This is a genomic window from Aedoeadaptatus ivorii, assembly GCF_900638585.1.
In the GTDB taxonomy this organism is placed as follows: Bacteria; Bacillota; Clostridia; order Tissierellales; family Peptoniphilaceae; genus Aedoeadaptatus; species Aedoeadaptatus ivorii.
The window spans coordinates 1,468,251-1,481,646 of record NZ_LR134523.1; the positions used below are offsets into that span (position 1 = coordinate 1,468,251).

14 protein-coding genes are annotated in these 13,396 nt (G+C 55.3%); 2 read left to right on the plus strand and 12 right to left on the minus strand.

Annotated elements, in window-relative coordinates:
* Window positions 1–13: 13 nt before the first annotated feature.
* A complete protein-coding gene (locus EL294_RS07250; protein WP_126466166.1) occupies window positions 14–1,027 on the minus strand; it encodes a threonine aldolase family protein in 1,014 nt (337 codons plus the stop codon).
* Window positions 1,028–1,097: 70 nt separating this feature from the next.
* Here EL294_RS07250 and EL294_RS07255 point away from each other — a divergent pair, with 70 nt between their 5' ends.
* A complete protein-coding gene (locus tag EL294_RS07255; protein WP_126466167.1) occupies window positions 1,098–2,180 on the plus strand; it encodes a pyridoxal phosphate-dependent aminotransferase in 1,083 nt (360 codons plus the stop codon).
* A 143-nt stretch (window positions 2,181–2,323) separates the two neighbouring features.
* Window positions 2,324–3,301: a helix-turn-helix domain-containing protein gene (locus EL294_RS07260; RefSeq protein ID WP_126466168.1), complete on the plus strand. Its 978-nt coding sequence runs from the start codon at window positions 2,324–2,326 to the stop codon at window positions 3,299–3,301.
* 296 nt (window positions 3,302–3,597) lie between these two features.
* Here the strand turns inward: EL294_RS07260 and EL294_RS07265 are convergent, their stop codons facing one another.
* From EL294_RS07265 to EL294_RS07315, 11 genes are all read right to left on the minus strand, one after another.
* Window positions 3,598–4,257: a hypothetical protein gene (locus EL294_RS07265; protein ID WP_126466169.1), complete on the minus strand. Its 660-nt coding sequence runs from the start codon at window positions 4,255–4,257 to the stop codon at window positions 3,598–3,600.
* 195 nt (window positions 4,258–4,452) lie between these two features.
* On the minus strand, window positions 4,453–5,262 hold the full coding sequence (locus EL294_RS07270; protein WP_164715260.1) for a copper amine oxidase N-terminal domain-containing protein: 810 nt from the start codon (window positions 5,260–5,262) through the stop codon (window positions 4,453–4,455).
* A gap of 360 nt (window positions 5,263–5,622) precedes the next feature.
* Entirely contained in the window at window positions 5,623–6,399 is a 777-nt protein-coding gene (locus EL294_RS07275; RefSeq protein ID WP_232006472.1) for a ZIP family metal transporter, read from the minus strand.
* Window positions 6,400–6,412: 13 nt separating this feature from the next.
* The gene (locus EL294_RS07280; RefSeq protein ID WP_126466171.1) at window positions 6,413–6,949 is read right to left on the minus strand and encodes an NYN domain-containing protein; all 537 of its coding nucleotides are present in this window, start codon (window positions 6,947–6,949) and stop codon (window positions 6,413–6,415) included.
* On the minus strand, window positions 6,927–7,670 hold the full coding sequence (rlmB, locus tag EL294_RS07285) for a 23S rRNA (guanosine(2251)-2'-O)-methyltransferase RlmB (protein ID WP_126466172.1): 744 nt from the start codon (window positions 7,668–7,670) through the stop codon (window positions 6,927–6,929). The genes EL294_RS07280 and rlmB overlap by 23 nt, the downstream gene beginning before the upstream one ends.
* A complete protein-coding gene (gene thyX, locus EL294_RS07290) occupies window positions 7,655–8,428 on the minus strand; it encodes an FAD-dependent thymidylate synthase (RefSeq protein ID WP_126466173.1) in 774 nt (257 codons plus the stop codon). Before thyX ends, rlmB begins: the two co-directional genes overlap by 16 nt.
* Window positions 8,418–8,846: a Mini-ribonuclease 3 gene (locus tag EL294_RS07295; protein WP_126466174.1), complete on the minus strand. Its 429-nt coding sequence runs from the start codon at window positions 8,844–8,846 to the stop codon at window positions 8,418–8,420. The genes thyX and EL294_RS07295 overlap by 11 nt, the downstream gene beginning before the upstream one ends.
* Complete coding sequence (gene cysS, locus EL294_RS07300) at window positions 8,831–10,219, minus strand: cysteine--tRNA ligase (RefSeq protein WP_126466175.1); 1,389 nt, start codon at window positions 10,217–10,219, stop codon at window positions 8,831–8,833. Before cysS ends, EL294_RS07295 begins: the two co-directional genes overlap by 16 nt.
* A 20-nt stretch (window positions 10,220–10,239) precedes the next feature.
* Window positions 10,240–11,247 (minus strand): hypothetical protein, encoded by a 1,008-nt coding sequence (locus tag EL294_RS07305; RefSeq protein ID WP_126466176.1) that lies wholly within the window; start codon window positions 11,245–11,247, stop codon window positions 10,240–10,242.
* A gap of 129 nt (window positions 11,248–11,376) precedes the next feature.
* On the minus strand, window positions 11,377–13,008 hold the full coding sequence (groL, locus tag EL294_RS07310) for a chaperonin GroEL (RefSeq protein WP_126466177.1): 1,632 nt from the start codon (window positions 13,006–13,008) through the stop codon (window positions 11,377–11,379).
* Between the two features lie 48 nt (window positions 13,009–13,056).
* Window positions 13,057–13,338, minus strand: coding sequence for a co-chaperone GroES (locus tag EL294_RS07315; RefSeq protein ID WP_126466178.1), 282 nt, complete (start codon window positions 13,336–13,338; stop codon window positions 13,057–13,059).
* Window positions 13,339–13,396: the final 58 nt, after the last annotated feature.

Genomic DNA, 13,396 nt, shown 5'->3' on the forward strand with positions numbered 1-13,396 from the left:
CGAAACGCCGTTTCTATAAGGACCGCAGCAATTCGCCGAAGCCGTCGATCTCTTCTTTCGTGGTCCGGTAGGTCGTCACCAGCCGCACCAGCGACGGATCGCCCTCGGCGAATACCTCGAATTGCCCTTCTGCGTCTAGCCGTTGAACCACATCGGCGGGAAGCTCGACAAAGACCTGATTGCTTTCGACCTTGCGATACGGCGGAAAACTCGCTTCGTGGAGCACTTCTTCGAGGTAGAAGGCCATTTCGTTTGCCTTTCGGCCGATCTCGAAAAACAGATCGTCGGTAAATAAGGTCTCGAACTGCACCCCGAGGGTAAAGCCCTTGGCGAGGAGCAGGGAGCGCTGTTTTTGAAAGTAGATAAATTCGTCGGCGAGGCGCTTGTTGCTAAAGACCAGCGCTTCGCCGAAGAGGGCGCCGTTTTTGGTGCCGCCGATCGAAAAGATGTCCGCAAATTCCGGATATTCGGAGAGTTCCACATCGCTCACCGGCGAGGTCAGCGCCGATGCCATGCGGGCCCCGTCGATATAGACCGAAACGCCGTGTTCGTCGGCGATCTCTTTGATGCGCCGCAGTTCGTCTTTGGTGTATACGAGTCCGGTCTCGGTGGCATTGGAAAGGTAGATCATGCCCGGCAGCACATTGTGAAAATTGCCGAAGCTCTCGAGCGTCGCCTGAAGGCGCGCGGGGTCGAACTTGCCGTCTTCGGTTTCGACGGTGATGATCTTGTGGCCGCCCGCCTCGATCGCGCCCACCTCGTCGCCTACGATATGGCCGCTGTCGGCGCTGATGACCGCCTCGTGGGGCCGGAGTACAAAGCCGATGGCGAGCGTGTTTGCCGCCGTGCCGCCGGGGACGAAGTGGACCGGATACGATGCGCCCAGCGCCGCAGAAATCTTCTCGCGCGCGGCCTCGGAGTGGGCGTCGTAGCCGTATCCCTCGCACCCCTCGTCCTGCACGCGAAGAAGCGCCCGCCAGATCTCGGGGTGGCATAGGTCGTGATAATCGTTTCTGAAATTGAACATCGTAGCTTTCCCTCCTTATTGTCATTTGATTTGTGTAATTATATCATAGTGGTGTAAAGAAGGAGGCATCATGAAAAAGAATCGACACGGGGCGGATCTCTACGCCCTGGAACGCCGTTACAAGTGGAAGCCCGAGGAAGTCTTGGACTTCTCTTCGAATATAAATCCCCTGGGCCCCTCGCCCCGGGCCTTGGAAGTGCCCGCAAAAAACGCCGGCGCCGCCGCGCGCTATCCCGATCCCGAATACCGAAAACTCAAAGCGGCGATCAGCCGCTACGCCAATGTGGCGCCGCAGCATATCCTCTTGGGAAGCGGCACCTCGCAGCTGATTCAGGAATACATCGCCTATATTCATCCCGCCCGCGCGCTCCTCAACAGCCCCTGTTATAGCGAATACGGCAAGGAATTGGAGAAGGTCGGGGCGAAGATCGTCGAATTTCCCCTGGACTACCACGAAAACTTTATGCTCGATGTCGACCGCATCATCGAGACCATTCGACGAGAAGAGATCGACCTCTATGTACTCACCAATCCCAACAATCCCACCGGCACCGTGCTTACCCGGGTAGAGATTCAGCGCATCCTCGACGAGACCGGCGTCCGCATGCTCGTCGACGAGACCTATATCGAATTTACCGACCGCGGCGTCTACTCCGTCTGCGCCCTCGCCGCAGGACGCGACGATCTGTTCGTGGTGCGGGGCACCAGCAAGTTTTTTGCCACGCCGGGCATCCGCCTGGGCTACGGCATCACCGCCGATGGGGCCGCTGTGGAGGCCCTGTCGGAAAAACTTTCCCTCTGGGGTATCAATATCTATGCCGACCTGATGGGCCGCGAAATGTTTTCGGACGAGGCCTATAAGGCGAAGACCTATCATCTGATCCAGAGCGAAAAAGAGCGCATGTGCGCCCGCCTGGAAGCCATCGACGCATTGAAGGTGTTTCCCTCTTACGGGAATTTCGTGCTGGTAAAAATTCAGGACCGCTCCCACACCGCCGCCGAGCTCCGAGAGGCTCTTTTGGAGAAAAAAATGGTCATCCGGGATTGTTCGAGCTTTCGCAATCTCGACGAGCGCTTCTTCCGCTTCTGCATTTTGAAAGAGGCGGCGAACGAAATGCTCGTCACAGAAATCGAGGCCTTCTTTCAAAAATAGCGCCGTCGCAACCGAAAGAACCCCGTGTTTTCAACGATGCAACCGGCGGTTGACAAAGTTCCACCCCCGCTGTATAGTTCGCAACCGGATTTTTTCGTATGATTTTCTCAGAACGAAAGCCCCCCTGACGAAAGGAGATTCCTATGATCCTCGCAGAAAAAATTATCCGATTACGAAAAAAGCACAATCTGTCCCAGGAGGAATTGGCGGAGCGGTTGAATGTGTCGCGGCAGTCCGTCTCGAAGTGGGAGGGCGCTAAGGCGATCCCCGAGATGGCAAAAATCGTCGAGATGTCGAAGGTATTTCACGTCTCCACCGACTATCTCCTCCGAGACGACATCGAAGAAGAAGACGCCGCAGGCGGCCCCGTCTACGACGAACCGCGAGAACCCGTGCGGCGTGTCGATATGGAAGCGGCGAATCGGTTTTTGGATACCAATGCCCGCCAAGCGCCGAAACTCGGCGCGGGCGTGGCGACCTTTATCCTCTCGCCCTTGGGCGTGATGTTGATCGGCGTGTATTTGGCAACCCGCACCGCAGACGAAAACTTCTATATCTTCGGGGTGATCGCCACCCTCGTCGTGGTGGCCTTGGGCATTATGCAGATGATCCGCCTAGGCAGTATAATGGAGCCCTTTGAATATTTGGAAAAAGAATATATCGAGACCGCCTACGGCGTAGACGGCATGGTGCGAAAGCACCAAGAGGACTTCCGCCCCCGCTACACGCGGGAATTGAGCGCGGGTATCGGCCTGCTCGTCCTCGCCGCGATGCCGATCCTGTTGCTGTCCCTTTCGGGGAACGATCTCTATGTGGGCCCCGCCGTGAGTCTCACCCTGCTTTTCGTCGCCGTCGGCGTCTATTTGATCGTCCACGCCTCCGCCATTCAGGGCGGGTTTCAAATGCTTCTCGAGGAAGGCGATTACAGCCGAAGCGCCAAGCGCTTTGCCAAAAAATCCGCCCATCTCACCACCGCGTATTTTCTGGCCCTGACGGCGATCTATCTCGCTTGGTCCTTTATGACCAACCGCTGGGAAATCAGCTGGGTCGTCTGGCCCATAGGCGCCATCCTCTACGCCGTCATTATGGCGCTGTATCGCCAGTCCCTCGACGACGAATAACGCAAAGAAAAAAGATCTGCTTCGTGCAGATCTTTTTTGATGGTTGGATCTAGCGGCGATTGGCACCAAAAACGCCCCGTTTCTTTGAAACGGATCGTTTTTCCTTACCAGCTATGTTCAATGGCACTTTCTACACTAAATGCTTTATGCTTTCGGTTTCTCTAGCAGTTTGCGAATTACTAATATCAAAACGATCAGTAACGCAATCCTCGTCAAGCTATCTATGCCCGCAAATATTACAGAAAATAACTCTAACGCATCAAATGTATGCATATCTCCTCCTGTATATTCTCGACTTAATATGTGCTAAGCTCCGTCCACACTTTTTCACTGTTCACATGGGCTTTCACCCAAACTCGTTTCGATCCTATATCACCTGGCGCTTTATAGTAGATAGCATACCACGCATTCGGTTGTTTTTTCCAACCCTTTACAAAACCGATAGTATCCTCAGTAAAACTGCCTCCATAGATCTTGATTTCTTTGTTGTATTGGGAATCAATGATCGCCAACTTTTTTGTAGTATCTCTTCTAGCATTGATACAAAACGACATTTTCATGGCAAAACCATTTAATTCCGCCTTATATTTTTTTACCGATTTAATCGCTCTCAAGGATGCTTCAGGGCGAATCTCATGGCACCGCAGTACCATCATAGAACCGTCCGGATAGGTGGTTTTACTATACCCTTCTTCAACGATTTGGGGTTTCAAATTGTTGTATTTCGGGTTAAACGAGTCCCACACTTCTCCTCGTTCTAATTTACCTATTAAGTGAGAGATAGTCTCCTCGGTGGCCCCCTCTGCTCTTAATTCCTTCTCGATGGCATCGCTGCTGAGCGTTTCTTTTTGGATTTCTGGTTCTTCCGTTGAGGTGGCAAAGGCAGTGATCGGCAAAGATACAAATGTCAATACAAAAGCGAGTAATAAAGCCATGTTAAATACTTTTTTTCTCATCGTCATCTCCCTCATAGTCATCTCATTAATAATAAATGCCATTTTCATAACCGATTTATTAATATCATATATACTTTACCTCTTCAATGAATCTGTAGTCTATTGTAAAAGAATATAATTCTAATTATATATTTAGAATCTCTATTCTAAGCAAAACGCCCCGTTTTTTTGAAACGGAGCGTTTTGGGTATCTTCTCAGCTCGTGCGCTTTACGGTCTTTACGGTCTTTAGGATCTCCATAAAGGCGTCTTTGGAGGTTTCATAGGAATTTACGAGGTGTATATCGGCCGGATCTTCTACCCGCACGCCCTCGGCGTAGGTGAATACCAGATAGCCGCCGGGGACGGTGCCCAAGACGACCACGGGGCCTTTGACCGCCCGGGGGTCTTCGAGTTTACAGAGTTCCCCGATGCGCCCCATGCGCTTGGTGACATCGTAATTCGCCTTGTCGAAGACGACGACCTCTCCGCCCGTGTCCTCGACGACGAAATTGTGCTTATACATCTGCGGCTCTGCAAAGGAATAGCCTTCCTTGGTGGTCAGGCGCGGCGCTTCCGGAAACACGCCAGCATCGTAGTAGTCGCCGATCAGGGCGATGCGATGCGCCTCGTCCCAGTGGACGGGGAGGTCGAAGGCCTCGGCCGCAAAGCGCAGGGGCACCCAGATTACGCCCGCGTCGGCAAAGGGGGCGGCGTCCATAAAAAAACGCTCTTCGCCCTTTGCGTATCGGTCTTCATCAACGACCATCTTGACCGTCTCGCCGCCCTTTGTGAGGCGAAGGGTATGCGCGCCCTCGTCCCAATCCGCCGTAATTTCGCCCAATGCCGCCAGGGTATTGAGGGGCAGATACAGACGATTGCCGGCGATGCACGGCGTCACCTCGGCACCCGCGAGTTCGCTCGATTCTATGCCATTCACGTAGATCGTAGCCGCTCGACTTTCCTCCGCTCGCGCCCAACCGGGAATCATGAGCAGGACAAAGAGCAATACGGCCAGTTTTTTCATAAAAGCCTCCTTTCCGCGGGCTGCGCCCGACGTATACATTGCACGATTTCGCCACGAAAATCGCGCAGAACGACGAATGCTGCAATCGCCGTCACGGTAGAAATTGCAACGCCTTCGGGGGTATTTTCTTCTATCTCGAGCATACACCGCGGGCGCCAATAAAACAAGGGGTTTTTCGACTTTTATGAAATTATTTTTCGTCTATGGCCGAAAATTCAATAAATGATGAAATGAATGCGCGCCGAGTTTTTATAAATTGCTTTCAATATACAGTTTTTCTTTATTTTTTGCGACTTCGCCGCCGTTTTTTCTGAAAAACAAAAAAATTGTGCGCAAAAAAAGAAAACGCCGAAGCGTTTCCTATCCCAGGGCGATATCCAATGTCATCATTAACGTGAAGCCCGCTGCAAAGGCGAGGACGCCGATGTTGGAGTGGGTGCCCTCGGCGGTTTCGGGGATGAGTTCTTCGACGACGACATAGACCATGACGCCGGCGGCAAAGCTCAGAGAATACGCCATAAACGGAAGCACCCGGCTCGCGAGAACCATGGTGATGACGGTGGCGACGGGCTCCACGACGCCCGAGAGGAAGCCGTTTATAAACGCCTTTTCGCGTTTCATGCCCCGGGCGTGCATGGGCAGGGAGACAATGGCGCCCTCCGGAAAGTTCTGGATGGCGAGACCCACCGCCAAGGCGAGCGCCGCCCCTTCGGAGATGGAGACGCCGCCGGAGAGCCAGCCGGCGATGACGACGCCCAGCGCCATGCCCTCGGGGATGTTGTGGATGGTAACCGCGAGCAGGAGCATGGTAGAGCGATCCAGCCCCGTTTCCGGTCCTTCTTCGCTTTTGCCGTGGAGATGGGGCACCATGCGGTCCAAGGCGAGCATAAACAAAGTGCCCAGCCAAAAGCCCGCCACGACGGGAAAGAACGCGAATTTTCCCATGCTCGTCGTGCGGTCCAGGGCGGGAATCAAAAGACTCCAGACCGATGCCGCCACCATGACGCCGGCGGCGAAGCCGTTCATGGCGCGTTCTGCGCGCTTGTCGATTCGCTCGTGAAAGAACAGCACCGACGCGGCGCCCAAGGTGGTGCCCAACAGGGGCGTAAAGATGGTTCGTAGTATGGATAACTCCAAAATTCCTCCTCCGTTATTTCAGCTTTCTGCGGAGGGTTTCGAGTTTCCTCCTATTGCGCTCGTCCAGGGCGCCGCCCATGCGCTCCCTGGTGACCATGTGTTTTGCCTGCTGCCGGGTGCGGTTTTTTGCCGCAGAGACGACGATTTCAAGCTCCCGGGCGCTGATCCGCTTGCCGCCCCGGGCGAGGATGATCTGCTGCTCCACATAGTCGCTGGTGGCGACGACGACTTCGCGCACGCGGCCCATCGAGGCGATCTGCGCTTCGATATAGTGATCCGCCGTCTCGAGTTCCTTGGTAAAGACGATGTCCATGCCCTTTCGCTGTAAAAAGGAGCCGGGGTTTCCCTTTACGCGGTAGGCGTCGAAGACGAGGATGACGTAGATATGTTCGGTGGCGGCAAATTCCTCTAAGATTTCGATCAGGCGTTCCCGCGCCTCCTCGAGCCGATCTTCTACCAAGGGCTTGAGCGCCTCCCAGTCGTTGATGATATTGTAGCCGTCGACAAAGAGGTAGCGCCCCTGGCGCTTATACCTTCTTTTGTTTTCCATCTCTCTGCCTCAGGGTCTCGTACAGAAAAATCGACGCCGCCACCGAAGCGTTTAAGGACTCGAAGCCGCCGGGCATGGGAATCGAAAGCAAGACATCGGTATGTTCTTTGGTCTTTTCGGCGATGCCGTCGCCTTCGTTTCCGACGACGATGGCGATGGGCCCGGTGAGGTCGGCGGTATAGAGGGGGGCTTGTCCCGCGTCGGCGCCGTAGACCCAAATGTTTTTCTGTTTCAAGTCCTCGATGGTGCGATTGAGATTGGTGACCTTGGCGACGAGCATCTCGTCCACCGCCCCGGCGGAGGTCTTATACACCGTGGCGTTTACCGACGCGGCGCGGTGCTTGGGGATGATGACGCCGTGGGCGCCCATGGCGAGGGCGCTTCGGATGACGGCGCCGAGATTGTGGGGATCGTGCACGGAATCGAGGAGGACTAGGAGGGGATCTTCGCCCCGCGCCTCTGCCAGGGCGAGCATCTCGTCGATTTCCGCATAGCGAAAGTCCGATACAAAGCAGACCACGCCCTGGTGGTTGGCGCCGGCGGTCATTTCGTCGAGGCGAGATTTTTCCCGCTCCTGCACGAAGATGCCGAGTTCTTTTGCCACGCGGCGGATCTTTCCGATGGATCCGTCTTTGGCGCCCTTTTGAATGTAGAGTTTATCGACTTTGGGCCCCAGCGTTTCGAGCACCGGGTGCCTGCCGTAGATCATTGCCGTTTCCATATTTCCTCCCTATACATTTTTCTGACGGAATCGATCTTTCCGCAGGTCATCTTCCCCTCGGGGCAGGGACCTTGAACACAGGGCGGCCCGGCCTTTTGAAAGAGGGCGGGGGCCGTGGACAGCACCGCTTTTAACATGGCGAGCGCCACTTCGCGGATCTCCCACTGCGCCCGAAGGCACAGCCGGGTCTCGAAGAAATGAAGCAGGGTGCGGGCGTTCATGGTGACGACGATTTTGGTCTCGCAGGCATTGGGAAGCACGTAGCGGGCGTCTTCGATGGCGCGCTTTTCGGCCTTACGGGCAGCCGCCTTCTCGTCTTCCCCCGCTTCTGTCAGCGCGCGCTCGTAGCGGGCGCGCAATCGATCCGTCAGTTCCCGATACGCCGATTCCGCCTCTTGCATGGCCCGCTGAAAGCGCGCCGCGGCCTCGGCGTCGTCTCGAATGGCGGGGGGCGTGATGTATTCCATGGCGTCGAGGCGCACATACCGCTGGGACTGCTGGGAATAGCTGGCGATGCGGTGGCGCACCAGTTGGTGGGTCATTACCCGGCTGACCCCTTCTACGGCGAAGGTGAAGCTCGCGTGTTCCAAGGGCGACAGATGGGAGAGGCCGGCGAGCATGCCGACAAAGCGCTCGGTCTCCTCGTCGTCGAGTTTCGCCTCGATTTCGTCGACCCCCACCGGGGAATAGCAGAGTTTCGCCGCCTTGGCGATCAGTTCCTGGGCGTCGGGGGTGTGGCCGATCAATTTAACCTTCATCCTTCCAGATCCTTTCTATTTCCGTAAAATAGGCCCGCAGCCGCTCGCTCTTTCCGGCGCCGTAGAGATAGCCGATCAAGCACTCGAAGCCGGTGGCGTTTCTGTATTCGGCGACGGTGGCGTTTTTTGCCATGGTCTTTTGGTGGGTGTTTCGGCCGCGCAGAAAGATCTTTTCTTCCTCTTCGGTAAAAAAGTCCGAAAGCGCCGCCGCGAGTTCCGCCTGTGCCCGCGCCTTCACCCGATCGGCGGAGGCCTTATGGAGGGCCGATACCTTTTCGTTTCGGGCGAGCACATCGCTCCGTACAAAGAGTTCGAAGACCGCATCGCCTATATACGCAAGAACGAGGGGATTTTGGCCCCTCGCCTCGCGTTCCGTCCACAGCGGGGCGGAAAAATATCTTCTTAGATTCTCTTCCATAGGGTCCCTTCCCGGGTGTCCTCGATGACGATGCCCATATCGTGGAGCGCATCGCGGATCTCGTCGGCACGGGCGAAGTCCTTATCGGCCCGGGCCTCGTTTCGCTCTGCGATCAGCGCCTCGATTTCCGAAGCGTCCCCGTCGTCTCGGCGGTAGAGGATGCCCAGCACCTCGGCGAGTTCCATATAGACCGTATAGGCCTTTTGAAGCGCCTCGCGCTTTGCGCCCTTGGCGATATAGCTGTTGATCTCCCGCGCCAGGGTAAAGAGGATGCCCACCGCCTTGGCGGTATTCAGGTCGTCTTCCATGGCCGCGACAAATGCCTTGCGCTCCGCTTCCACCGAGGCGATAAACGCGTCGTCGTCGCCTTTGGGCAGTTCGCCCTTTAAGAGCTGTTCCATATGGTCGCGCACGCCGTAGAGGCGTTCTAGGCCCGCCTTGGTCTGTTCCATGGCGTCATAGGAATAGTTGATGGGACTGCGGTAGTGGGCACTCAGGAGGAAGAAGCGGAGCACTTCCAGATCGAATACGCCCGCCACTTCGCGCACGGTAAAGAAATTTCCCAAAGACTTGCTCATCTTGGTGCCGTCGACGGTGATCATGCCGTTGTGGAGCCAGTAGTTGGCGAAGGGCTTTTCGGTGAGGGTCTCGGACTGGGCGATCTCGTTTTCGTGGTGGGGAAACTGCAGGTCTTCCCCGCCAGAGTGGATGTCGATGGTATCGCCTAAAATGGTCTTCGCCATTACCGAGCACTCGATATGCCAGCCCGGCCGGCCTTCGCCCCAGGGGCTTTCCCAGAAGGGTTCGCCTTCCTTTTTGCCCTTCCAGAGCACGAAGTCGCCGGGGTTTTTCTTTACGCTACTGACCTCGATCCGCGCGCCGCTCTGCAATTCGTCGATGTTTTTTCCCGAGAGCTTGCCGTAGTCCTTCGCCTTGGTGATGTCGAAGTAGACATCCCCGCCGGCGGGGTAGGCGACGTCTTTGTCGACCAGACCCTGAATAAAGTGTATGATCGGCTCGATATATTCGGTGGCGCGGGGATTGATGGTCTCGTAGGTATAGAGGTTCAGTCCCTTGGCGTCTTTCTTAAACTCTTCGATATAGGTGTCGGCGATTTCCGAAACGGTGCGCCCTTCTTCTTTGGCCCGGTTGATCAGCTTGTCGTCGATGTCGGTAAAGTTTACGACAAACTGTACGTCCATGCCCTTATAGATAAAAAAGCGGCGCAGGGTGTCAAAGACCACCAGGGGGCGGGCGTTTCCGACGTGGATAAAGTTATAGACCGTGGGTCCGCAGTTATACATGCGAACGGCATTCTCCTCCAATGGCACGAATTCTTCTTTAGTTCTCGTCAGGGAATTGAATAATTTCACGGTATCGTCCTTTCTTGCCTCTAGCGGTAGTAATAGCTTCCGTTTTCCAATTTGTCGCGAATGGCCGAGAAGATGCTGCCCAAGTCCTTGTCCTTGACAAAGAGCACTTCCAGATCGCGCTTTTTGACGCCGTCGCGAATCCGCGCCACATCCGAGGGGCGCACGGCATCGAGATATACCAGCACCAGATCCGCCCCGTCCATGTTGCGCTCTACGCTTCTCGGCTGGGTCAAATCCTCCACGTGGATCACATCTCCGCCCGCATCGAGCATGGCCTTTACGTGGCGGGAGATCTCTTCGCCGCCGCCGAATACGGTGATCTGCGCGTTTCGTATAAAGCCCGCGTCCTCTTGGTCCAAGGGCTCGTTGTTGTCGAATTCGGTGAGCACATTGTCACTGTCCAGATTATGTTTCCAAATTACCTTGCCGTTTAAGGGGTCCTTCTTCCAATAGGCGTAGTCGACGATATCCCCTTCGGACACATTCAAATTGCCGAGCAGATCGTGCTCGAGGTCGATCCGCATTTCGCCGTCTTCCCCTTCGCCCAAAATATACAGGCCCGGGTAGCCGTAGTCGTATTGCACTTGGGCGTAGCGGATGACGCGGCGCTCTGTATCGGCATCGCCGTCGAATTTGCGTACGAGTTCGTAGTTGTAGATGGTCTTTGTACGGCCGTTAGAAAACAGCTTTCTCGCCACGGTGGCGCACACCTCGTCGCCTTCGCCGATATTTTGCAGGCGCAGGATCTTTTCGGGAATAAAGACCTTTCTTTCGCCCACGACGCCGCCGCCCAGCCGCAGGTGGACGCTGCCTTGGTAGGAATCACCCTCTTCGGATTCTTCTTTACGGGGTTCTTCCGTCTCCCAGGGGGAGGGGGCGAAACTTTCGTCGATTTCGTAGAGGAGCTCCAAGAGCTCGAAGTATTTTTCCCAGCGATTGCGGGATTCGTAGAGATTTTCCGCCTCCAGGGCGTCGATACAGGCTTTCATGTCTTTTTTAATTTCATTAACGATATATTTTTTATTCATAGTATCTCCTATTCTTTTCGCCTATCTTTGTTCATTCTATCACTTTTTACCCCTTTCGACTACATGATAAGAGCCTGCATTCTCTGTATAAAAAAAGAGCGGATCGCTCCGCTCTTTGTCTTTCTTGTTTTACATCATGCCCATGCCGCCGCCCATGCCGGCTGCCGCGCCCAGATCGGGCATGTCTTCTTTGATATTGGCGATGGCCGCCTCGGTGGTGAGGAGCATCGAGGAGACGCTGGCTGCGTTTTGCAGCGCGCTTCGGGTAACCTTGGTGGGGTCTACGATGCCCGCTTCGATCATATCCACGTATTCGGCCTTGTAGGCGTCGTAGCCGATGCCGTCGCGTTCGCCCTTGACGCGATCGACGATGACGGATCCTTCTACGCCGGCGTTTTCCGCGATTTGACGCAGGGGTTCTTCCAATGCGCGTAGGATAATCGTCATGCCGGTCTTTTCGTCGCCTTCGGCGTCTTCTGCCAAGGCTTCTACGCCCTTGATGCAGTCGACGAGGACGACCCCGCCGCCGGGGACGATGCCTTCTTCGACCGCCGCGCGGGTGGCCGCCAAGGCGTCTTCAATGCGGAGCTTGCGCTCTTTCAGTTCCACTTCGGTGGCCGCACCCACTTGGATCACGGCGACGCCGCCGGACAGTTTTGCCAAGCGCTCTTGCAGTTTTTCGCGGTCGAATTCGCTTTCGGTCTCTGCGATTTGTGCGCGAATTTCTTCGACGCGTCCGTCGATGGCCGCCTTTTCGCCGGCGCCGCTGACGATGACGGTCTTGTCCTTTTCGACGCGAACCTTTTGTGCGCGTCCCAGCATATCGACGGTGGCTTCCTTGAGGTCATAGCCCAAATCTTCGGTGATGACCGTGCCGCCGGTTAGGATGGCGATGTCTTGCAGCATGTCCTTTCTGCGGTCGCCGTAGCCGGGCGCCTTGACGCCGACGACATTTAAGGTGCCGCGGAGTTTGTTTACGACCAAGGTCGCCATGGCTTCGCCTTCGATGTCGTCTGCGATTAAGAGGACGGGACGGGATTCTTGAAGGATTTGTTCCAATACGGGGAGGAGGTCTTGAATATTGGAGATCTTCTTATCCGTAATGAGAATATAGGGATCGTCGAGTTCCGCCACGCGCTTTTCGGTGTCGGTGACCATATAGGGGCTTACATAGCCGCGGTCGAATTGCATCCCTTCGACGACGTCGAGTTTGGTGCCCATGGAACGGCTTTCTTCGACGGTGATGACGCCGTCTTTTCCGACCTTTTCCATGGCTTCGGCGATCAGCTTGCCGATGGTCTCATCGGCCGCGGAGATGGCGGCGACATTGGCGATGGCCGCGGAATTGTCCACGGGAACGGAGAACTTCTTCAAGTCTTCGACGATGGTCTCTACCGCCTTTTGGATGCCCTTTTGGAGCACCATGGGATTGGCGCCGGCGGCGAGGTTCTTCAAGCCTTCGCGGATGATCGCCTGTGCCAGTACCGTCGCGGTGGTGGTGCCGTCGCCGGCCACGTCGTTGGTCTTGGTGGCGACTTCTTTGACCAGTTGTGCCCCCATGTTTTCGAAGCGGTCTTCGAATTCCACTTCGCGGGCGATGGTCACGCCGTCATTGGTGATCAAAGGCGCGCCGAATTCCTTGTCCAAAACGACGTTTCTGCCCTTGGGCCCCAAGGTGACTTTTACGGTGTCGGCGAGTTTATTGATGCCCGATACGAGATTTTGTCTCGCTTCGGAACCGAACTGAATATCTTTAGCCATAATTCCTCCTGTATTTGTGCTCGTTTGTCGCTGTGTCTTTCGATCCGATTAGCTTAAAGAAGCCAACAGATCCTGATATTTAATGACGATGACGCTTTCGCCGTCGATTTCTACTTCGTTGCCGGCGTATTTGCTGTAAATGACCTTATCGCCTTCCTTCAAATCGCAGTGGATTTCTTCGGAATTTTTCAGCTCTTCGCTGACGGCGATAACGGTGGCCACATTGGATTCTTCCTTTGCGGAATCCGGCAATACGATGCCGCCGGCGGTCACGTTTTCTTTTTCTATTTTTTGAATGACGACGCGCTCGCCTAAGGGTTTAATGTTCATACAGACCTCCTGAAAATCTTATTAGCACTTGCAGTCATGGAGTGCTAGCCTTCTCCTA